The organism is Haloferax sp. s1, from assembly GCF_058382125.1.
This window is the reverse complement of record NZ_JBZRPK010000705.1, coordinates 1-19,006: the sequence shown is the minus strand read 5'-3', so window position 1 is coordinate 19,006 and position 19,006 is coordinate 1. Positions and strand designations below refer to the sequence as shown.

20 protein-coding genes and 1 tRNA gene are annotated in these 19,006 nt (G+C 56.9%); 15 read left to right on the top strand and 6 right to left on the bottom strand.

Features of this window, described 5'->3' with window-relative positions; genetic code table 11:
• Positions 1-426 precede the first annotated feature (426 nt).
• The 7 genes from QT222_RS19400 (at position 427) to gcvPB (ending at position 6,813) form a co-directional block, all read left to right on the top strand.
• A complete protein-coding gene (locus tag QT222_RS19400; RefSeq protein ID WP_004059822.1) occupies positions 427-660 on the top strand; it encodes a hypothetical protein in 234 nt (77 codons plus the stop codon).
• 117 nt (positions 661-777) lie between these two features.
• Positions 778-1,143 carry a DUF7344 domain-containing protein gene (locus QT222_RS19395; protein WP_231512875.1) on the top strand — a complete coding sequence of 122 codons (366 nt, stop codon included), beginning with the start codon at positions 778-780 and terminating at the stop codon, positions 1,141-1,143.
• Between the two features lie 50 nt (positions 1,144-1,193).
• Positions 1,194-1,553: a DUF7344 domain-containing protein gene (locus QT222_RS19390; RefSeq protein ID WP_491478111.1), complete on the top strand. Its 360-nt coding sequence runs from the start codon at positions 1,194-1,196 to the stop codon at positions 1,551-1,553.
• A gap of 1,019 nt (positions 1,554-2,572) precedes the next feature.
• On the top strand, positions 2,573-3,667 hold the full coding sequence (gene gcvT, locus QT222_RS19385; protein WP_491478110.1) for a glycine cleavage system aminomethyltransferase GcvT: 1,095 nt from the start codon (positions 2,573-2,575) through the stop codon (positions 3,665-3,667).
• Entirely contained in the window at positions 3,667-4,047 is a 381-nt protein-coding gene (gcvH, locus tag QT222_RS19380) for a glycine cleavage system protein GcvH (RefSeq protein WP_004059818.1), read from the top strand. The genes gcvT and gcvH overlap by 1 nt, the downstream gene beginning before the upstream one ends.
• A gap of 1 nt (position 4,048) precedes the next feature.
• Entirely contained in the window at positions 4,049-5,392 is a 1,344-nt protein-coding gene (gene gcvPA, locus QT222_RS19375; protein WP_491478109.1) for an aminomethyl-transferring glycine dehydrogenase subunit GcvPA, read from the top strand.
• A complete protein-coding gene (gene gcvPB / locus QT222_RS19370) occupies positions 5,392-6,813 on the top strand; it encodes an aminomethyl-transferring glycine dehydrogenase subunit GcvPB (protein ID WP_004059816.1) in 1,422 nt (473 codons plus the stop codon). The genes gcvPA and gcvPB overlap by 1 nt, the downstream gene beginning before the upstream one ends.
• A gap of 22 nt (positions 6,814-6,835) precedes the next feature.
• On the opposite strand, the gene QT222_RS19365 is transcribed toward gcvPB, so the two are convergent.
• Positions 6,836-7,012 carry a DUF7838 family putative zinc beta-ribbon protein gene (locus QT222_RS19365; RefSeq protein ID WP_004059815.1) on the bottom strand — a complete coding sequence of 59 codons (177 nt, stop codon included), beginning with the start codon at positions 7,010-7,012 and terminating at the stop codon, positions 6,836-6,838.
• A 213-nt stretch (positions 7,013-7,225) separates the two neighbouring features.
• On the opposite strand from QT222_RS19365, the gene QT222_RS19360 reads away from it, so the two are divergent.
• The 3 genes from QT222_RS19360 to QT222_RS19350 all read left to right on the top strand — a co-directional run bounded on the left by QT222_RS19360 (position 7,226) and on the right by QT222_RS19350 (position 10,580).
• On the top strand, positions 7,226-7,471 hold the full coding sequence (locus QT222_RS19360; RefSeq protein WP_491478108.1) for a hypothetical protein: 246 nt from the start codon (positions 7,226-7,228) through the stop codon (positions 7,469-7,471).
• A gap of 510 nt (positions 7,472-7,981) precedes the next feature.
• Positions 7,982-8,422, top strand: a complete 441-nt coding sequence (locus QT222_RS19355) for a hypothetical protein (RefSeq protein ID WP_491478107.1) — start codon at positions 7,982-7,984, stop codon at positions 8,420-8,422.
• Between the two features lie 379 nt (positions 8,423-8,801).
• A complete protein-coding gene (locus QT222_RS19350; RefSeq protein WP_491478106.1) occupies positions 8,802-10,580 on the top strand; it encodes an ABC transporter permease subunit in 1,779 nt (592 codons plus the stop codon).
• Positions 10,581-10,772: 192 nt separating this feature from the next.
• On the opposite strand, the gene QT222_RS19345 is transcribed toward QT222_RS19350, so the two are convergent.
• From QT222_RS19345 to QT222_RS19335, 3 genes are read right to left on the bottom strand one after another with little or no spacing between them, the layout of a single operon-like run.
• Positions 10,773-11,768 (bottom strand): metal ABC transporter permease, encoded by a 996-nt coding sequence (locus QT222_RS19345; RefSeq protein ID WP_004059811.1) that lies wholly within the window; start codon positions 11,766-11,768, stop codon positions 10,773-10,775.
• Positions 11,768-12,568 carry a metal ABC transporter ATP-binding protein gene (locus tag QT222_RS19340; RefSeq protein ID WP_004059810.1) on the bottom strand — a complete coding sequence of 267 codons (801 nt, stop codon included), beginning with the start codon at positions 12,566-12,568 and terminating at the stop codon, positions 11,768-11,770. Before QT222_RS19340 ends, QT222_RS19345 begins: the two co-directional genes overlap by 1 nt.
• Positions 12,565-13,641 carry a metal ABC transporter substrate-binding protein gene (locus QT222_RS19335; protein ID WP_491478105.1) on the bottom strand — a complete coding sequence of 359 codons (1,077 nt, stop codon included), beginning with the start codon at positions 13,639-13,641 and terminating at the stop codon, positions 12,565-12,567. The genes QT222_RS19340 and QT222_RS19335 overlap by 4 nt, the downstream gene beginning before the upstream one ends.
• 136 nt (positions 13,642-13,777) lie before the next feature.
• Here QT222_RS19335 and QT222_RS19330 point away from each other — a divergent pair, with 136 nt between their 5' ends.
• The 4 genes from QT222_RS19330 (at position 13,778) to QT222_RS19315 (ending at position 15,181) form a co-directional block, all read left to right on the top strand.
• Positions 13,778-14,020, top strand: a complete 243-nt coding sequence (locus QT222_RS19330) for a glutaredoxin family protein (RefSeq protein ID WP_004059808.1) — start codon at positions 13,778-13,780, stop codon at positions 14,018-14,020.
• Positions 14,017-14,550 (top strand): cob(I)yrinic acid a,c-diamide adenosyltransferase, encoded by a 534-nt coding sequence (locus tag QT222_RS19325; RefSeq protein ID WP_004059807.1) that lies wholly within the window; start codon positions 14,017-14,019, stop codon positions 14,548-14,550. Before QT222_RS19330 ends, QT222_RS19325 begins: the two co-directional genes overlap by 4 nt.
• Positions 14,551-14,781: 231 nt before the next feature.
• Positions 14,782-15,018 carry a hypothetical protein gene (locus QT222_RS19320; RefSeq protein WP_004059806.1) on the top strand — a complete coding sequence of 79 codons (237 nt, stop codon included), beginning with the start codon at positions 14,782-14,784 and terminating at the stop codon, positions 15,016-15,018.
• 88 nt (positions 15,019-15,106) lie between these two features.
• Positions 15,107-15,181 (top strand) — tRNA-Val (locus tag QT222_RS19315).
• A 188-nt stretch (positions 15,182-15,369) separates the two neighbouring features.
• Here the strand turns inward: QT222_RS19315 and QT222_RS19310 are convergent.
• Positions 15,370-15,783: a hypothetical protein gene (locus QT222_RS19310; RefSeq protein WP_491478104.1), complete on the bottom strand. Its 414-nt coding sequence runs from the start codon at positions 15,781-15,783 to the stop codon at positions 15,370-15,372.
• Between the two features lie 1,514 nt (positions 15,784-17,297).
• Positions 17,298-17,522 (bottom strand): DUF7980 family protein, encoded by a 225-nt coding sequence (locus QT222_RS19305; RefSeq protein WP_491478103.1) that lies wholly within the window; start codon positions 17,520-17,522, stop codon positions 17,298-17,300.
• 283 nt (positions 17,523-17,805) lie between these two features.
• Here QT222_RS19305 and QT222_RS19300 point away from each other — a divergent pair, with 283 nt between their 5' ends.
• Positions 17,806-18,948 (top strand): CBS domain-containing protein, encoded by a 1,143-nt coding sequence (locus QT222_RS19300; protein WP_004059803.1) that lies wholly within the window; start codon positions 17,806-17,808, stop codon positions 18,946-18,948.
• The last annotated feature ends 58 nt before the right edge of the window (positions 18,949-19,006 follow it).

Genomic DNA, 19,006 nt, shown 5'->3' with positions numbered 1-19,006 from the left:
CTGCTGCACTCGGGATCGCGTCGCCGACGTTCTATCTTCACGTGCGGAAGGCGACTCGGAAGATTCTAGAGCAGATCGACGAAATCGGGCTGTTCGACTAGGTTTAACCCCCGATTTACCATCAGAGGTTGAACTACCACGACACGTGGTGACTAGTGCACTAGGACTGTCGTGATTTTATCAACGTTTATTCACTAGTGTGCTAGAGACGTTCTACTTCTCGTTTCTCTATTGATATGTGTCCGTTCCAATGAATAGGATCCAAGCAGTTTCCGCACTAAAAGCCCAGCCCACGCTCACCGCACTGCACAACGTTGACTGCCAGCTAACGCTCCCCGATGCGTTGGCCGCCACGTTACCGGTGGACCAACGCCTCACGCGGAACTCGGCTTTGAGCACCGAAACGAAGCGCCCCGTGATAGGATAATGAGCGAAAAAACCACCAATCAACAGCAGATTGAGAAGTACCGCGACCTGTTTATCGAGATTACCGGCAAATCGACGGTAACGGAGCGACAAGAAGAAGCTCGTCTCCGGCGGACCGACGATTCGGAGAAATACCACGAACATCAGGCCCTTTCGGAGTACGTTAAAACTTCGGCGAACGCGGATGGTCTCGGAGATGCAGTCGGCGGGGCGGATTCCACTAGCGAATCGTAAGATTCTGCGGTAGTGGACCGTTCACTCATCTATCGCTAGTAAGCTAGTCTCCCGGTTTTCGGTAGTCCCCCACGACAAATGATTATAATGACCGATCCAGATCGGCACTGGTCAGAGATGGATTCACATGGCAATGAGGTCTCTCTAGATGTCACATTCGATCTACTTCGCAGTAGACGGCGACGCTACATCCTACGGTATCTCACACATCACTCCGATACCATCGAGTTACAGGAGTTAGCTGACCAACTCGTGGCGTGCGAGGAGACGCCCCTGGACGACCGGGAGCGACTCGTTACGTCTCTCTACCACGTTCATCTCCCGAAACTCGCTGACAGTGGTGTCGTCACGTTCTACCCGGAGCAACGTCTGGTCGAACCCGAGGCGACAGCAGACGCCTTGCTTCCTTATCTTGCTCTCGCCGCCAACGACGACGTTCAGACGGATGAATTCAGCCCGGGATGTGAGAGTGGCGTCGGGTAACACACCCTGAATCGACCTACAACAGAGCTACCATATACACACCATCCCCCATGTCCAAAGACCCCAATACAGCGACGAACTGCTCTCAACTCCCCACACACCCCTACCGCCGTCAGATGCTGGTTCACCTCGAACGGCATGTGACGCTCTCGTTAGCCGATATGGCGGACGAACTAGCGGTCTGGGAGAACGACTGTCCCCTTACCGAAATTTCAGCTGAGGACGTTCGAGACATCTATCTGGAACTCTATCACACACACCTCCCGCGACTGGTGCATGCCAACGTCGCCGTGTACGACCAGGAACAGGACCTCGTTTCGCGTTCGGGATACGGTGCGGCTGCAGTGGCCGATATACGCGTCGTTGACGAACAGAGTATCGACGACTACGACGATACTGTTAGCTCCTAACTGATACTTGCTATCAGTTGATTTCGGCCACTTCACACCAGTTAGAGACCGGGAAACGGAAGGTGTGGTTTATTCTACTCATGGCTTGGATGATTGATACTGTTTGGATGAGTGACACTAATTCGTTCTGCGTGTCCCGACGAATGGCGATATCGACGCGAGAACTAGCCCTAGTAAGCTAGCCCTCTTACACATCTCAGTCAACTAGTCGACTAGCTATTGGGTTCGTGTCAACCAAGCACATCCCTTTGGATGCCGCCCAAACGACGTCCACCACCTGAGTGAGAAATGGTGGCAAAACGGGAGATCAAACGGTCTCCTCGGTGGAACGGTACGGTCGGTCGTCTCCGACTGAACGAATCCCGTGCAAAGGTGGTTACCGTGGTTTGGCCGGCAACAACTTACGAAGACAAATCATGTACATACATCATCACAAGCGGTTCGTAACGACGTGTTTCGCCCGAAGTCTTGGAACAATGATGTCGGCAGTCCCGGACAGACAATACCGGTGGATGCCTGTCTTGAGTAGCGGACGGAGGCCATCATGAGGGCGTTCTTTTCCTGTTCAGACGGGCAGTACTACTCAGATGTCCAGATCTGGGAACGGTTGGAGAATGATGTCTGGCACGTCTGCTGTTGGGACCCCGAAGATGGTTCGGAATGGGTGGAAACGAACGAGGGGACGCTGTTGCACTTGGTTCCGGTTGCAGAAGAGCAGTTACCCCATACGGTAACCACTGAATCGGTCGATGGTGGCCAAATCGTGGTCGCCAGATCCCACTCGTGAAACCGAGTCACCCATCGTAGGACCGCACAACTGTATTTTAGTATCGCACTATTCAGTTTATCACTCTTTCAGACAGTGTGCTCCAAACCCCATCCATAAGGAAAGTTCCACCGCGTTAGTTGCGGGTTTGTGGTGTTTTTACCCGCAAACAAGTACCGATTAGTGCACGATGATGTACATACCGCGAGAGAAGATACCAAAGCATTACTTATCGTAGTTCGCAGTGCCCTGTATGGGCCTTCGAAAACCGCCGTTATACGACGCCCACGAAGACGCTGGGGCGCATTTCACCGAGTTCGGCGGATGGGACATGCCAGTGGAGTACGACTCCATCAAGGCAGAACACGCGGCCGTCCGTGAGTCCGTTGGCATCTTCGATGTCTCACATATGAGTGAGATTGAGGTGTCTGGCCCGGACGCAACCGCGTTGATGCAACGCCTAACGACGAACGACGTGGCGGCCCTCGAACCGGGTGACTCGCAGTACTCGGCCATCGTGAACGACGAGGGCGTCATCATCGACGACACCGTCGTCTATCGACTCCCGGACCGAGATAACCGGGTGTACCTCTTCATCCCGAACGCTGGGCACGACGAAGAGATGTACGACCGGTGGGCCTCGTTCCGTGACGAGTGGGACCTCGACGCCACCGTCGAGGATGTCACCGAGGACTGGGCCATGTTCGCGGTGCAGGGTCCCGACGCACTCGACACGGTTTCCGAGGCCGCACCTGACGCCAGTTTAGGCGACCTCTCGAAGTTCCAGGCGACGTTCGCCGACGTGGCGGGCATCGAGTGCTGGGTCGCCCGAACGGGCTACACCGGCGAAGACGGCTTCGAGATTCTCTGTCCGTGGGACGACGCCGAGACCGTGTGGTCGGCGCTGGACGCCACTCCGTGTGGACTCGGCTCCCGCGACACGCTCCGACTGGAGATGGGCTATCTGCTCTCCGGGCAGGACTTCGACCCAGAAAACGAGCCTCGAACCCCCTACGAGGCCGGTATCGGCTTCGTTGTCAAATTGGACACAGAGTTCGTGGGCTGCGACGCCCTCGAACAGCAACACGAGGCGGGCGTCGACGAAACCTTCGTCGGCTTTACCCTCCTCGACCGGGGTGTTCCCCGGCACGGCTACGACATCGCCACCGAAGACGGCGAGGTCATCGGCGTGGTGACGAGCGGGACGATGAGTCCGACCCTGTCGGAACCGATCGGTCTCGGCTACGTCCCCGTCGAATACGCGGACGACGGAACAGAGGTTCACGTCCTCGTCCGCGGCCGTGAGAAGCGCGCAGAAATCGTCACACCTCCCTTTATCAACCAATAATGTTCGAAATTCCCGACGACCGCAAGTACCTGGAATCGCACGAATGGACCACCACCGAAGGCGACACCGTCCGCATCGGTATCTCCGACTTCGCACAGGACGAACTGGGCGACGTCGTCTTCGTCGAACTCCCCACCGAGGGCGACGAACTCGACGCCGGCGACGAGTTCGGTGTCGTCGAGAGTATCAAGGCGGTTTCCGACCTCTACGCGCCGATTTCGGGAACGGTCACCGCGGTCAACGAAGCACTGTTCGACGCACCCGAACTCGTCAACGACGACCCCTACGGCGACGGCTGGATGTTCGAGATGGAACCGTCCGACACGGACGAGTTCGACGACCTCCTCTCTCCCGAGGAGTACCGCGAGCAGACGGAGTGAGATGACGGCTGGAAACGGACGGCGGGCCGGAAGCCCGTACGCCCCACATACCGACGCCGACGAAGCCGCGATGCTGGATGCAATCGGTGTCGACAGCGCCGAAGCCCTCTTCGATATCCCCGAGGAGGTCCGCTTCGACGGCGAATTCGGCATCGACGGCATGGACGAACAGGAACTCAGACAGTCGCTTGCGGACCTCTTTGCGCGCAACGAAGACCTGACTGAGTTCCTCGGCCGCGGCCATCACGCTCACTACGTGCCAGCGCTTGTTGACGACCTCTCGCGTCGCTCCGAGTTCCTCACGTCCTACACGCAGTACCAGCCTGAAATCGCGCAGGGCTTCCTGCAGGTACTCTTCGAGTACCAGTCGATGCTGGTCGAACTGACCGGGCTTCCGGTGGCGAACTGCTCGATGTACGACGCTGCGACCGCCCTCGCCGAGGCCGCACTCCTCGCAAACCGCCTTCGACGCGGCGCGAGCGGCCACCGCGTGCTCGTTCCCGAGCACCTTCACGAAGGCCGCCTCGGCGTCCTCGAAAACTACCTCGACGGCGCGGACATGGCAATCGGCGAGTACCCGATGGACGACGGCGCAGTCGACATTGACGCCCTTTCGGACCTCGTCGACGACGAGACCGTGATGGTCTACGCCGAGAGTCCGACCGTCCGCGGTGTCATCGAGGAGCGACTCGCCGACATCGGCGACCTCGCCCACGAGAACGACGCGCTGTTCTGTCTCGGCAGCGACCTCGTCGCGCTGGCGCTTCTCGAAGAACCCGCGAGCGTCGGTGCCGACGTGGTCGTCGGCGAGGCCGACGCACTCGGTGTCGGCACGGCCTACGGTATGGGTCTCGGTATCTTCGCCACCCGCGAGAAGTTCCTGCGGCAGGTCCCGGGCCGACTCGTCGGCACGTCCGAAGACACCGCCGACAAGCGGGCCTTTACGCTGACGCTCCAGACTCGCGAACAGCACATCCGCAAGGAACGTGCGACTTCGAACATCTGTACGAATCAGGCGTGGGTCGCGCTCCGAACCGCCATGCACATGGCGTGGCTCGGTCCGGACCGTCTCGTCAACCTCGCTACGGACGCCGTCACCGACGCGCGGAACCTCGCAAAGCGCCTCGACAACATTTCGGGTCTGCAAGCGCCGGTCCACGACCGACACCACTTCCGCGAGTTCGTCGTCCACACGGACCAGCCTGCACCCGCTATCACGAACGACCTCGCGGGTCGCGGCTTCGCGGTCCACGCCCTCGACGACCACTACATTCAGGTCTGTATCACCGACGTGAACGCCGATGCCGCGGATGAACTGGTCGCGGCCTTCGAGGAGGTAGCCTAATGAACTTCGACCAAGCCCGATTCAGCCGCGACGACGTGTACGAGCCGCTTCTGTCCGAAAAGGACAGTACTACCGTCGAGGTCGACTCGGAGGACGTCCTCCCGGACGACCTGACCCGCGACGAACTCACGCTACCGGGGCTTTCGGAGCCGCAGCTGGCGCGACACTACACGCGTCTGTCGCAGATGAACTACAGCGTCGAACTGGGGCCGTACCCGCTCGGGTCGTGTACGATGAAGTACAACCCGTCGTTCACCGAGGACGTTGCGGCCGACCCCAACGCCGCTGTCCACCCTGCCCGGTCCGACCGGACGGTTCAGGGGACGCTCGGTCTCCTGCACGGTCTCCAGGAGTATCTCGCCGAAATCGGCGGCATGGACGCCGTGACGCTCCATCCCCCAGCGGGTGCCGCAGGCGAATTCACGGGTATTCTCGTCGCAAAAGCGTATCACGAGTCGCGCGACGACGACCGCTCGGAGATTATCATCCCCTCGTCGGCCCACGGGACGAACTTCGCATCGGCCGCCCTGGCGGGCTACGACGTGGTCGAACTCCCCTCGGACGACGATGGTCGCGTCGATATGGAGGCGCTGGACGCCGCCATCTCCGAGGAGACGGCCGCGCTCATGCTCACGAACCCGAACACGCTCGGATTGTTCGAACGCGACATCGTCGACATCGCCGAGATGGTCCACGACGCTGGCGGCCTGCTCTACTACGACGGGGCGAACCTCAACGCCCTCCTCGGGCGCGCTCGCCCCGGTGATATGGGCTTCGACATCGTTCACTACAACGTCCACAAGACGTTTGCCACGCCGCACGGCGGCGGTGGTCCCGGTGCCGGCCCGGTCGGCGTCGTCGACGAACTCGCAGAATTCCTCCCGAGTCCGATGGTTCGCGAGACGGCCGCGGGGTACGAACAGTACGAGCCGGAGTCGTCCATCGGCAAGGTTCACGGCTTCACCGGCAACTGGCTGGTGCTCATCAAGGCGTACGCCTACATCGCCCGTCTGGGCGACGACGGCCTCGCAGACTCCAGCGCGAAGGCCGTGCTGAACGCGAATTACCTCGCTTCGCAGGTGGACTTGGAGGTCCCGTACGGACCGTTCCACCACGAGTTCGCGGCGACTGCCGGCGACCGAGACGCCGCAGACGTGGCAAAGCGCATGCTCGATTACGGCGTCCACCCGCCGACGACGAAGTGGCCGGAACTCGTCTCGCAGGCGATGCTCACCGAACCCACGGAAGTCGAGGACAAGGCGTCCCTGGACGACCTCGCACACGCCTTTAACGCCGCATATGCTGACTCTGACGAGGCACTCGAATCTGCGCCCTCGAAGACGAGCGCTCGCCGCATCGACCAGGTGTCTGCGGCCCGGAACCCGCGGCTTTCGTGGCAGGCGCTCGAACAGGACGAATAACGAAGAATCTCTTTTTCGGCGGTTACGCTTCGGCTTCGACGTAGGTTTCCACGTCGTCGGTGATGTGGATGTAGCCGTAGTCGCACTCGGTGCAGTGCCACTTGGTTTTCTTGCCGAGGTGGACGAGCATGCTGGCGGCGAGGTAGAACGTGTCGTTACCGCAGACGGGGCAGTCGCGCTCGATTTCGAGGTCGCTCATACCCCGGATTCTGTCGGGGTCGTTGTTGAAGATATTGGTTCGTCGGCGGGTGTTTAACGGTGTGATAAATCAGATAGCGCGATATGAAATTCGAACCTGGACTGCAAACTCGACAGGACCCCGATAGAGGAAGTATTCTGCTGTTCTAATGGTGGATACCGAAGAAACGTCAGCAATTCTATTGAACAAGCAACTAAACTCCCGTCCGAAGCGATGACGGATACACTCACGAAGATCAAAGCGCGCTTGCTCACCTTCGACGTGGACGCGTGGAACCACCCACGGCGAGCACAGTTACTCTCCGTACTGTTTCTCGCTTTCGGTGGTGTGGTAAGTCTCTCGCTCCAACTGGAACTGACTCACCGAGGGTACACCGTTGAACCGCGCGGTGTATTCACGGTCCTAATTATGCTTAGCGTTCAAATCGTCGGTCTCATCGGACTTGCAGTACTCGATTGAAGTTTCGGTCACGCGCGTGGCTATTTAGCGTTAGACAGCACCGGAAAACCGTCACGACGTGCAGACGGCCATTGCGATTATTCCTTCCGGCTCATCGTAGAGGTTTGTAGTGTTGTGTATTCAATATGAAGTAAGTGGAAAGACCTGGCGACGTGAAGCGGCGCTCTCCATTTCAGGACACCAGACGTAGATAAGATAGCTGTATCAAATAGGATTTGAAATAGATACAGTCTGTGTTGATTCTAAGATTATTTCTCTATCTAACGACTCTATTGTGATCGCCAAATGAGCAACCGTACATAAGTAGGGCTGTAGCCCCGGTTAGGTAACCACACTGTGTGAACAACAGTTCTGAAATTCATGGCTCGTTTGCTCAGCAACATCCTATTAGTTCTGGTTTATATGCTTTTTAATTTGATTATATGATAGTCTAATTTCTATCATATAAAATGTAGTTTAGATATACAATCAGAAAATTTTATGTTGGCGAATTGAGAGTTGGTAACCAGGATGTCGGAAGATAATCCTAGTCGAAGCAGACGAAATGTACTGAAGAAGATTGGTACCACTGCTGCCGCTCTTACCTTAGGTGCAACTGGCTCAGCAGCGGCTAGCGAGTGGTCTACGCAAGCGAATAAGGAACACTTTGTCAAGGTCAAGATTGATTCTGATGAGAAGGACACATACAATTATGCATTAGAACTTCCGGATCCAGATCCAGAGCTGGTTAATGTGGAAGAGGGTGCAGTACTTGATGGGAAAGACAAAGTTGACGACGACGGAAGAGAGATCACAACCGTAGATGGTGAACTTAATGGGTATGAGGACCCGTATTACGACGAGTACCGGTTTGATCATGTAAACGGTGAGTTCAACTGGGACGACAATGCAAATTACGCGGACCCCGAAATTGAAGTGATTTTTGACCATAACACGCTACAACATGGATAAAAAATAGATAGTAGTGCTCTAAGATTAACACTACCATTTTATATTCTAGTACTAATTGATATAATGATAGAAGTGCAGTTATTGGTGGAGAGATATAGCTCAACTGCTGTCCGCAACGCAGGTTTAGATGTTGAGCAAGAGGGTCCTGAAACTACAATTGAAACTTTCAACACATGTATTAGATGTAGTGATTTTAGCCTTAATAGGGTGAAAAATGCAGTTAGTTGCTGTACAGTCCGAACGCCCTGTAGAGACCCAGTAGCAAAAACAAAAGTAATTAGCTACCTAGAGCCTATTTGTTTGAATAATAGAATTATATATCTTAAACAATGTTTGTTAGAGCAGGAACCTCACAACGTAACAAAAAGAGGCGATCGAAATGCACTCTAAAATATTAACAGTTGCCCGTCAAGATTTTGAATATACACTTACGAACCGAATCTTCTGGGTCGTCTCGTTAGTTGTTGTTCTACTCACAGTACCATCGACTGCGAGTTTTATTGGTTCCAGGGGTTTTGAACCACAATACTTGACTGTTATCTCATACAACAACCGGGTTTACTTCTCCTTGCTTGCGGGGGTCATCGCGTACACTGCAATTTGCGGTGAGCGGGAAACCGGAACGATTCGGTTGGTACTCGGTTCGTCCGGGACTCGTCGAGAGATAGTGTTCGGGAAGCTATTAGCACGAAATGCAGCTGCGCTCGTGATTCTCGTGCCAGTCCTCGTGCTGATGGAGCTCTCGATATATCTCCAGCAGGGGCAACACTACCTTCACCTCTATCTCCCGATTGCACTCTGGACGATTGTCTACACAGTATCGTGGGTGACGTTTGCAGTCGGAATCTCCGCGGCGGTTGCTTCTCGGTACCGAGCACTAGGTATCATCGGTGCCACGTATTTGTGTTTCAGCCCCATCGGCGAAGTCTGGTCAACAGTGGTGTATCCGCTTTCGTCGCTCCTGTTTACCGGAAAACTGTCCACAGGTGCCTTCGACAAGCTCGGGTCCGGAGACGCTCCGATGTGGGCGCAGTACGTCGAACACCTGAACCCAGTCGCCGTGTACATCGGCGGTGGGCCGTGGGTCGAACACATCGGTATGGCCGACCAGCTCACCATCGTCTGGCCGAACGTATTCGGGTTCTTCACATTCCTCCTGTTCGGCACGTTGCCGCTCTTCGTTGGCTACCGACGGTTCAACCGCGCAGACCTCGGTGGCGGAACTACCGATAGTCGGTTGCTCGGATACTTCTCGACTCAACTCCGTAGGCTGTTCCCGAGTGCGGGCACCAACACAATTCAGGGCCGCTTCCACGAGCACTTCACCGGTGCGGACACTCCCAGATACATCACGATTGCAGTCGCAGACTGTCTCCGATTGCTCAAGAGTCGGACTATATGGACCGTAACACCTGCCTTCTTTATTTTGAGCCTCGTCGTGTTTCGAGGTCAAATTGAGGTCGATAACACCGAGGTCTTCCTCATTCCAGGACTCTGTGTCTTCATGCTCGCCGGTCTGCTGGCGTATCCCGCAATCGGGAGTGAGCGAGAGACCGGCACGCTTCGCTTGTCGCTTGGACTCGACGGAACCCGACGCGACGTGCTCCTCGGAAAAATCGCATCCAGAACGGTAGCTGTGGTCGTCGTACTGCTCCCTGCATTACTCGTCACACTCTCTTTTAATGTCCTTCAAGCAGAGGGCACGCCATTCCATCTATATCTATTCATGTCGATGGGGACGGTGCTGTATGCAGTCAGCTGGACGTGGTTCGCTATCGGAGTTTCAGCGGCAGTCACATCCCGGTTTCGAGCACTGATTACCGTCGGCGGAACCTACCTGTTCGTTACTCCACTCACCGGGGTGTGGAATAGCACTGTTGAACCAGTATTTGGGTTCCTTTTCACGGGTGAGTTTGCGAACGACCACTTTTTCACTCTTGGGTCGTCGGTAGTTCCCACATGGGTCCGATACACAGGCCGACTCAACCCACCAACTGCGTATTATGTCGGACAAGAGTGGTTGGTCACCGTATTCGGCCCTCCCAAGCAGGACGTTGGCGTCTTCCCGAACCTGTTCGGCCTCCTCGTCCTCATTCTACTCGGCACGTTGCCACTCATCTGGGGCTATCGGCGGTTCGAGCAAGCTGACCTGAGCTGACCTGAGCTGGGACTCGCTGGGGAAGACAGCAGTCACCAACGATTCCCGTATTGTCTGGTTCTCTTTACTGTCTATCGAACAGACCCGAGACGAACGCCGATGTCACCGGACGATTCGGTCGAGGGCGACAGCGATGAAGGCGGTGACAGGCTCGAATCCGGCGTCGATGCGCAGTAATAGAAGTAGTGGCTGTTACGCGTCGGACGAGTCGATGCTTCCCAGTTCAGGAACTGTATCTTCTCCGGCCCGCTCCTGCAGTTTGCCGATGACGACGGAGACGGCGTAGATACCTACTGCGAACAGGACAATGACGCCCCCCGCAGTGGCCCCACCGTAGTAAGAGACACCGATACCGAGGAGGACCGCGAGTTCGGCGAGAACGACCGAGACGAGAAGCGACTCGGTGAAACTCTTGGAGACCTGCGCCGCGCCCGCGACCGGGACGACGAGCATCGCGGCGACGAGGATGACGCCCATAATCTGCATCGCACCGACGACGACCAGCGCGGTGAGCATGACCATCACGCGGTTGTACCACGTGACCGAGATGCCCGACACTGCTGCTGCGGTCTCGTCAAAGGTGACGTAAAGCAGTTGGTTCCGGGTGAGGGCAATCGTCGCGACGATGATACCGAAGAGAACGAGGAGGATAGCCGCGTTCTCCGCGGAAACGGTCGAGAGATTCCCGAAGAGATACTGGTTGATACCGACTGCGAGGCCGCCCGCGTTGAGGCTGATAAGCACCGTCCCCAGCGCGAACCCGGTCGAGAGCACGATTGCCATCGACACGTCGTTGTAGGCGTCGGTCGCCTCGGAGATGAGTTCGATGAGGAGTGCGGCGATGACGGCGACGACGACGGCCGTCAGGTACGGCGAGACGCCGAGGCTGAATACGCCGTTGAGGAACAACCCGACCGCGACACCGGCGAAGGCGGTGTGTGCGAGGGCGTCGCCGATGAGCGCGAGTTGCCTATGAACCAGAAACGTCCCGATGAGAGGAGCCATCACGCCGATGCAGAGACCGACGAGGATGGCCCGGTGCATGAACTGGTACTGGAGAAATTCGAGTCCCGTCACGTCGCGGACGACGAACAGCAGGTCCGACCAGAGCGAGAGGAACCAGTAGAGTGGTGCGAGGACCGTGTCTAACGGACCGGCCTGCAACAGGGTGAAGAGTTCGATGTGCATCACACATCACCCATGAACGTCGCGGCCGTCCCGAAGGCCCGGGCGAGCGCGTCGCTCTCGACGAAGTCGTCGGTCGGACCGTCGAAGTACACTTCACGGTTGAGACAGACGATACGCTCTGCGTGGTCAGTGACCGCGCCGAGGTCGTGCTCGATGAGGAGAATCGTGATTCCGTCCTCGTTGAGCGATTCGAGCAGGTCGTAGAACGCGTCGACCGACTCGGCGTCGACACCGACTGTTGGCTCGTCCAAGACGAGTAAGTCGGCTTCCCCGGCGAGTGCGCGGGCGATGAATGCGCGCTGGCGCTGGCCACCCGAGAGTTGGGTTACGCGTCGGTCAGCAAAGGCCGACATCCCGACCGTGGCGAGCGCTTCGTCGACGATTTTGTGGTCTTTGCCCGAGAGTATCCCGAAGCCGACGTGGGGGAACCGACCCATTTTGACGACTTCCCGAACCGTGATTGGCATCTCCTTCGAGGCGCTCGCGTGCTGAGCGACGTACCCGATACGAGCGCCGTCGTCGAACGTGCGCGAGGGTTCACCGAACAGTTGCGCCGACCCCGTATCGGGTTGGAGTAAGCCGAGGATGAGCTTCATCAGCGTCGACTTCCCCGAGCCATTCGGGCCGACGACGGCGACGTACTCGCCGGGGTTGATACGGAGCGAGATATCTTCGACGACGGGTGCCGCGGTGTACCCGAACTCGACGTTCGACAGTTCGATGAGCGGGTCCGCCGATTCGGCTGCCGATTTCGGCTCCGATTCCGGTTCAGCGTGTTCTTTATCGCTTAAAATGCTCATTCAAAGTTCCTCCACTCGTCAGCCCACCCGTCGTAGCCCGCCTCAGTTGGGGACTTGTTGCCGAGGACGACTTCGAAGGTGGGCATGTTGATTTTGTACGCGATTTCCTCGTAGCCCCAGTTGTTTTCGACCCACTCCTCGCGGACGCCCGCGTAGGGAGTCACTGGGTAGTACGACTCGACTGCGGTCTCAGCAATTAGCTGTTTCGCGGGCTTGCGCGTCTCGAAGACGCCGGCACCGATGTACTTGATGTCGTTTTCGTCGATAACGTTCTTTGCTTCCGTGATGTCCGACGGCTTCACGTCGCCGCTGGCTGCGAGATTGACCACGAGCGGGCGCATCTCGACGCCATAGCGGACGCCGATGTACTGGAACGCGTTGTGGGCTGCCAGCTGGACGACGTCCCGAGATGCGCGGTCGAAGATATCTTGGTAGTCCTGGTCGATTCGGTCGAGTACGTCGGTCTTGTACGTCGACGCGTTCTCGCGGAAGGTATCTTCGTGGCCGGGTGCGAGTTCGACCAGCCCCTCCGTGATGTTGTCGACGGAGGTTTTCGCACGCTGCGGGTCGAGCCAGAAGTGCGGGTCTTTCCCGCGACCTTGACCGACGCCCTCTTCGTCCCTGTCGAGGCTGGCGGCGAGTTCGACGAGTTCGACACCCTCGCGGACGTTGATGAGTTGGGTGTCGATGTCGTCGTCTTTCAGCGTTTGAATCGCGCGGTCTGCCCACGGCTGGAAGTCCTCTCCGACGTGGATGAACGCGTCCGCTTCGATGATATCTCTCGTGACGCTCGCGTCGGGTTCCCACCCGTGGCCGTGGAGACCGGTCGGTATCAGATTCTTCACCGTGACCGGCGTGTCCTTTGTAATCTTCCGCGCGAAATCGTAGAAACTGAAGAATGACGCGACGGCAACGGGTCCATCGTCGGACCCAGAATTGGAGTTACCCCCGCTAACAGTACTACTCGTTCCACCCAGACAACCGGCGAATCCGGCGGTGGCGAGTCCGGCCCCCGCTGTGAGAATCTTCCTACGCGAGACAGCCGAATTCGTCAGACGACTTTTGTCATCCATTACAATATGAAGTAGATTACACCCAACACATATATTTGTTGCTCTAAGTATGATTTTAGACTAGTCTAATTTTGGCGAGGGCAAGCAGATAGCTGCCGGTGCAAATCTCTTTCCCGGGGGACACCCAAAGCCGAATATGGGAATCGTGTTATACGCGCTCGATGGCTGTCCGTTCTGTGAGGCGGTCCACGACGCGCTTTCGACCGCCGGTGTCGACTACGAGACACACTGGGTCGATGCGCTTCACTCTGAGCGCGATGAGGTAAAGCGAGTCAGCGGCCAGCGCGCTGTCCCCGTTCTCGTCGACGACGACCACGGCGTGACGATGGCCGAAAGCGAAAAGATTCTCCAGTACATCGACCAGACTCTCGCACAATGAAGGTATACACCGGCCGCGGCGACGAGGGAATGACCGACCTGCGGGATATGACCCGCGTGTCGAAAACGAGCCACCGAATCGAGGCGTACGGCACCGTCGACGAGGTAAATGCCATCGTCGGGACCGCCCGTCCGACCGGGTACGACGACGTGGACGAACTCCTCGAAATCGTACAGAACCACCTCCACATCGTCCAGGCGGACCTTGCAAATCCCGACCCCGACGAAGACGACCCGCAGGTCCGCGAGGAACACGTCGAAGCACTCGAAACACGAATCGACGAAGCCGACGAGGAGCTCGACCCGCTTACCTCGTTTATCCTCCCCGGCGGAAGCGAAACGGGGGCGAAACTCCACCACGCCCGCACCGTCTCCCGACGAGCGGAGCGGCGCGCCGTCTCGCTCGCCTCCGAGGAACCCATCAATGCCGAAGTCGTCGCCTATCTCAACCGACTGTCGGACGCGCTTTTCGTCTACGCTCGACTGGTCAACAAACGCGACGGCGTCCCTGAAGCGTCGCCGACATACTGAGAGTGCAGACGCTCACGGGAGGATAAGGTGTCCAGGACGGACGGATCGTGCCCACGGTATCGCCGCCCCGGAAGGGCCAGACGCTAACTGGGGGCCAACCACGGGGGGTGGTCGGTGTCCCAGTTTTAGGTACGCCTAAGAATCACTAAAGTGTATCGCTCTTTCTCTGAAATATGAGTCTTGGTATCTATTGACATAATCGTTTTCTCGTTGCCGGGACTATATGGGGGCATGAACCGACACTTCAGTGATGCGAGATACTACTTCCGACGAGGGTTTGAGCACCTGTACGACGGTCTCACCGAAGAGACAGAACCGCTCCGCCGCCGTCTGATGGAGATGCTCGGGCGTGAGGAAGCAGAGGAAGCGGGGCCGCAGACGCCTCGCGAGCGTGTCGAACGGGGTGCCCGGGAAGCGGCCACCCAAGGTCGGCAGGCCGTGCGGAAAGTCCGCAGGCGCGTGCGGTAATCCTGCCGGCAAAGGAGTCGCGTTCTGCCCCTAATCGGGGCACAACGTAAGTCTTAATTGGCGGCGCGGGAAAGCAGAATCCGTAGCCGGGTTGGTGGTCTAGCTAGGTTATGACGGCTCCTTCACACGGAGCAGGTCGGCAGTTCGAATCTGCCCCAACCCATTTTCTGATTCCTCGCAACGACGAGCGATAGCGAGGAGTCCGTGGAATCGAAACTGGAGACGGCAGATTCGAACTCGGGAGCGAAGCGAACGCAGTGAGTGGAGCGACCAACGTTCGAATCTGCCCCAACCCACTGCGTCACGTGCTTCTCACACAATAGGTACTCGCCGATACCACAATTCAACCACCTATTGACCCGTATTCACAACGGATTCGTTCGACTCAGTTTCGTTCGATTCGGGTTCATCCGGTTCAAGGACAAGGGAGTCACCGACCTCAGATTCATTCGATTCAGACTCGTTCGAATCAGGTTCGTCTGGTTCAGGGATAATCTGCTCACTAATGTCGAACCGGATTGGAACCGGACAGTCGGCAACTGGCTCCGGAAGCGTTGCGTGAACCCGGTCGGCGACTTCAGCAGACGTTACGTGGATGACCAACTCTCGGTCGCCGCTGACTCCCCACACGCCGTCACGCTCTAGCAGGTCGTCATCGTACCTGTCTCTGAGGTCCGAGACGGTGCAGACTGTGAAGGTAGACCGATAATCGGCGTTCTCCGCGTGGAAGACAACCCGATATTGACCTGCTGTGATATTTGTCACGTGAAACTGAAAGTCGTCTGCAGGAACGTCTATTGGGACGTTCCACGTTTTGACAGTAGATCCACCAACTGGGTGGGTAGTTGGTTCGTCCAAATCGAGTGTGATACCAGACCAAACTGTCATCCACCCAGTAGTTGTTCGTTTTTGGATGGAGAAGGGTTCGCCTGGTTGGCTTTTGACCTGTCCGTCAGTTGCTGTAAGGATTATTCGAAGTGGGTCACCGGGTGCAACCGTCTGGGTGTTGAGCATAAGTGTCCCATTTGCAGGGGGTTCGATACTGCTATCGGACTGCTCAGTTGGCGTGTCAACCTGTGAACGGTAGGACGGAATCTCAGTGAAGTTATGCTCAGTAGCTGGGGCAGCTGGTTCCGTACTATCTGCAATGAAAAGACCTGTACCTACAGACCCGGCAAAGACAGCAAACCCGACTGCGATAACCGCAACTGAAGAAGACTGAGCGCGTTTGTCGAAGCGATTCTGCACCGCTACTATCGAGCGAATACGTCTGATTCGCCCTCTGAACTGTTGCAGTATATTCTTCATAGGGCAGTTCGCTATTCGCGGAGTAGTATGTTAAAAAATAGCATAGGTGGTGGATCACAAGAAATAACAGATTGCCAAAATCGACACACACTCTTTCTGAAAGCCCGTCTCACCGCGTCTACACCTCCTTTCAGTAACCCCACACCGCCAAAAGCTCATCCGGTACATGAAGCAGTCCGAATCAAACAAGCAGAACCACGAGGAGCATGTCATAGAATCGTCCCCAAGGAATTGGTTTTACTCCGACCTTCAGCGAATCGGCTGTTAAATGGCGTGTGCGTATTTGTAACAACTGTTAAGCTAATCAATCGCCACAAATTCGGTAATGAGTGATGGAAACAACCAGCGCTCCCCCCGAGACAATGATAGGAAAATTGACGTTTCTGGTAATCTAGATACTACTAGCGACGCGAACAACGACGCATCTACCCTCACAAACACGACCTTCACATTAAGTACTGAGGGTGGAGACAATGGCACACGCACCGTCCAATTCTCCATACCTCGTGGGGTATCCCTTACCGTCCAACGAGCTAAACGCCACATAGGCTCAAATACAGCTCCAGTCCACAATTTTCAAGATCCAGTCGATGGTCACACCTACTTAGAACTTCAGTACAGCAATGACCCTGAAGACGGGTACCCCCGTATTAATGCCCGGGAACACCCTGATCTCCCATCGCCGCTGCGCACACCGGAGATGGACCACAAATTCCACCCGGTATCAGCACACAAAGTTATTATTTCAGCAGACTGCTTCGGAAATACGACGACAACTTCCGCAAACTGGCCCGACCTCTACTAAGATATTTTGTTCCAATGAGGGTATCATACAATAGTTCCCAACTACCATTATTCACGAACTCAATCATGGATAAAGCATACAACTGGTGGAATCACTGGATTGTAAGCAAAGTGAGGACTGTATAATCGCTGGATAGCGGGTGTGAGACGGATTCTATGACGCGCTCTCACGAGTATTGTGTAGCCGACCGGGATAAAGAAGTCCTTGACGAGACTGCGAGAGGTATCGCGGTGACACCCGGAAGGAACCACTCCCGCGAGATGAAACTCATACCGACGACGAACGCGTAGGCGAGTGGCAGGTTGACCACGAGGTCGTTCCACCACGAAAGCGAAGAGAGCACGAACCCAACGACGGCGAGGAGTCCACCCTTGACGCGCCGCGTTTCCACCCCTCTAGCTCGGGGGGCAGCAGGAACAACCTTGTCGCCACCGACAAAGGTGCATTCGATACAGTTGAGTCCCGAACTGCGCGCACGCCGAGCGGTGACGACGACGGAAGCGTCTGCGAATTTAAGGTAATATTTACCACGACATTGTTAAACATAGTCACAGACTTTCTCGCGCGGAAATTCGCGCCTTTAGCCCGTCGGGGCCTTGCGATTTCGCTCCTTCTTGTGGGGTGGTAACGGGACGAAGTTTCAAGACAGGACAGGTTGTATATCAGAATGTATTATGGATATTGCTGATATCGCCACTCCTGATTTCATCGAGGTCGACGTTGACGAGCGATTAGGCAAGGTCCGCTCTATCTTCGAGCGGGAGAACCCTAAAGCCATCATCGTCCAGAACGACGGCGAGTACGCGGGCGTCATCGGTGAGAAGCAACTCATCAACTCGCACGTCGAAGACAACACGAAAGCAGCGGCTCTCACCCAAGCCGTCCCCAAGATAGACCGACACGAGGACGTGCGCGAGGTCGCACGGATGCTCGTCGAGGGCAACACGAAGGTTGCGCCAGTCTACGAGGGTGAAAAGCAGTACGGAATCATCACGCAGGACGCCATCCTCGAGGCAGTCCTCGACAATCTCGACGCGCTGACGGTCGAACAGATCTACACCGACGATGTCGTCACCATCGGCGAGCGCGACCACCTCGGGCAGGCTATCAACCGGCTCCGAGAACACGGTATCTCGCGGCTCCCGGTTGTCGACAGTGAAAACCGTCTCGCCGGTATCCTGACTACCTACGACCTCGTCGAGTTCATGGTGCGCGACGAAGGCCGCCAGGGCAAACAGGACCGCCGCGGCGACACCGACCGAATGCTCGACCTCCCTGTGTACGACCTGATGACCAGTCCGGCGCGCACGGCGTCGCCCGGGGAGAGCGTCCGCGACGCAGTCGCGCGCATGTTCGAAGACAACATCGCCGGACTCGTCGTCACGCCGGAAGACGACGACGGCGAGGTGCTCGGCGTCATGACGAAGACCGACGTGCTTCGCGCGCTCACGTACACGGAAGAAGAACAGATGGACGTGCAGGTCACGAACATCGGGCTGCTCGAGACGCTCACCCGTTCGACTATTGTCTCGGCCATCACCGAGGTGGCAGACAAGTACCAGCGGATGAACGTTCACCACGCCCACGTTCGCTTCCACGAACACAAAGAGAAACTCCGCGGCACGCCGCTCATCCAGTGCCAGATTCGGCTCCGCACGAGCCACGGCCAACTGGCTGGTAGCGGCGAGGGCTACGGGGCAGAACACGCGTTCCACGTCGCGCTCGACAAACTCGAACGCAACGTGCTCGAAGTGAAGGGCTTCGAAGCCGACGAACGCTACCGCGGACAGCTCCTGCGGAAGCTGAACGAGCTGTAATCGACCACACGAACTGAAACGCCACGCGAACGGATGCGCCCACAGGATTCGACCGGGT

What these genes read in the sequence shown, in the direction of transcription:
- QT222_RS19365 (WP_004059815.1), bottom strand. Translation starts at nt 7,012, where the DNA reads ATGAGCGACCTCGAAATCGAGCGCGACTGCCCCGTCTGCGGTAACGAC.
- QT222_RS19350 (WP_491478106.1), top strand. Translation starts at nt 8,802, where the DNA reads ATGCACTCTAAAATATTAACAGTTGCCCGTCAAGATTTTGAATATACA.
- QT222_RS19325 (WP_004059807.1), top strand. Translation starts at nt 14,017, where the DNA reads ATGAAGGTATACACCGGCCGCGGCGACGAGGGAATGACCGACCTGCGG.
- QT222_RS19355 (WP_491478107.1), top strand. Translation starts at nt 7,982, where the DNA reads ATGTCGGAAGATAATCCTAGTCGAAGCAGACGAAATGTACTGAAGAAG.
- QT222_RS19330 (WP_004059808.1), top strand. Translation starts at nt 13,778, where the DNA reads ATGGGAATCGTGTTATACGCGCTCGATGGCTGTCCGTTCTGTGAGGCG.
- QT222_RS19390 (WP_491478111.1), top strand. Translation starts at nt 1,194, where the DNA reads ATGTCCAAAGACCCCAATACAGCGACGAACTGCTCTCAACTCCCCACA.
- QT222_RS19300 (WP_004059803.1), top strand. Translation starts at nt 17,806, where the DNA reads ATGGATATTGCTGATATCGCCACTCCTGATTTCATCGAGGTCGACGTT.
- QT222_RS19335 (WP_491478105.1), bottom strand. Translation starts at nt 13,641, where the DNA reads ATGGATGACAAAAGTCGTCTGACGAATTCGGCTGTCTCGCGTAGGAAG.
- gcvPB (WP_004059816.1), top strand. Translation starts at nt 5,392, where the DNA reads ATGAACTTCGACCAAGCCCGATTCAGCCGCGACGACGTGTACGAGCCG.
- QT222_RS19345 (WP_004059811.1), bottom strand. Translation starts at nt 11,768, where the DNA reads ATGCACATCGAACTCTTCACCCTGTTGCAGGCCGGTCCGTTAGACACG.
- gcvH (WP_004059818.1), top strand. Translation starts at nt 3,667, where the DNA reads ATGTTCGAAATTCCCGACGACCGCAAGTACCTGGAATCGCACGAATGG.
- gcvT (WP_491478110.1), top strand. Translation starts at nt 2,573, where the DNA reads ATGGGCCTTCGAAAACCGCCGTTATACGACGCCCACGAAGACGCTGGG.
- QT222_RS19395 (WP_231512875.1), top strand. Translation starts at nt 778, where the DNA reads ATGGATTCACATGGCAATGAGGTCTCTCTAGATGTCACATTCGATCTA.
- QT222_RS19320 (WP_004059806.1), top strand. Translation starts at nt 14,782, where the DNA reads ATGAACCGACACTTCAGTGATGCGAGATACTACTTCCGACGAGGGTTT.
- gcvPA (WP_491478109.1), top strand. Translation starts at nt 4,049, where the DNA reads ATGACGGCTGGAAACGGACGGCGGGCCGGAAGCCCGTACGCCCCACAT.
- QT222_RS19400 (WP_004059822.1), top strand. Translation starts at nt 427, where the DNA reads ATGAGCGAAAAAACCACCAATCAACAGCAGATTGAGAAGTACCGCGAC.
- QT222_RS19360 (WP_491478108.1), top strand. Translation starts at nt 7,226, where the DNA reads ATGACGGATACACTCACGAAGATCAAAGCGCGCTTGCTCACCTTCGAC.
- QT222_RS19340 (WP_004059810.1), bottom strand. Translation starts at nt 12,568, where the DNA reads ATGAGCATTTTAAGCGATAAAGAACACGCTGAACCGGAATCGGAGCCG.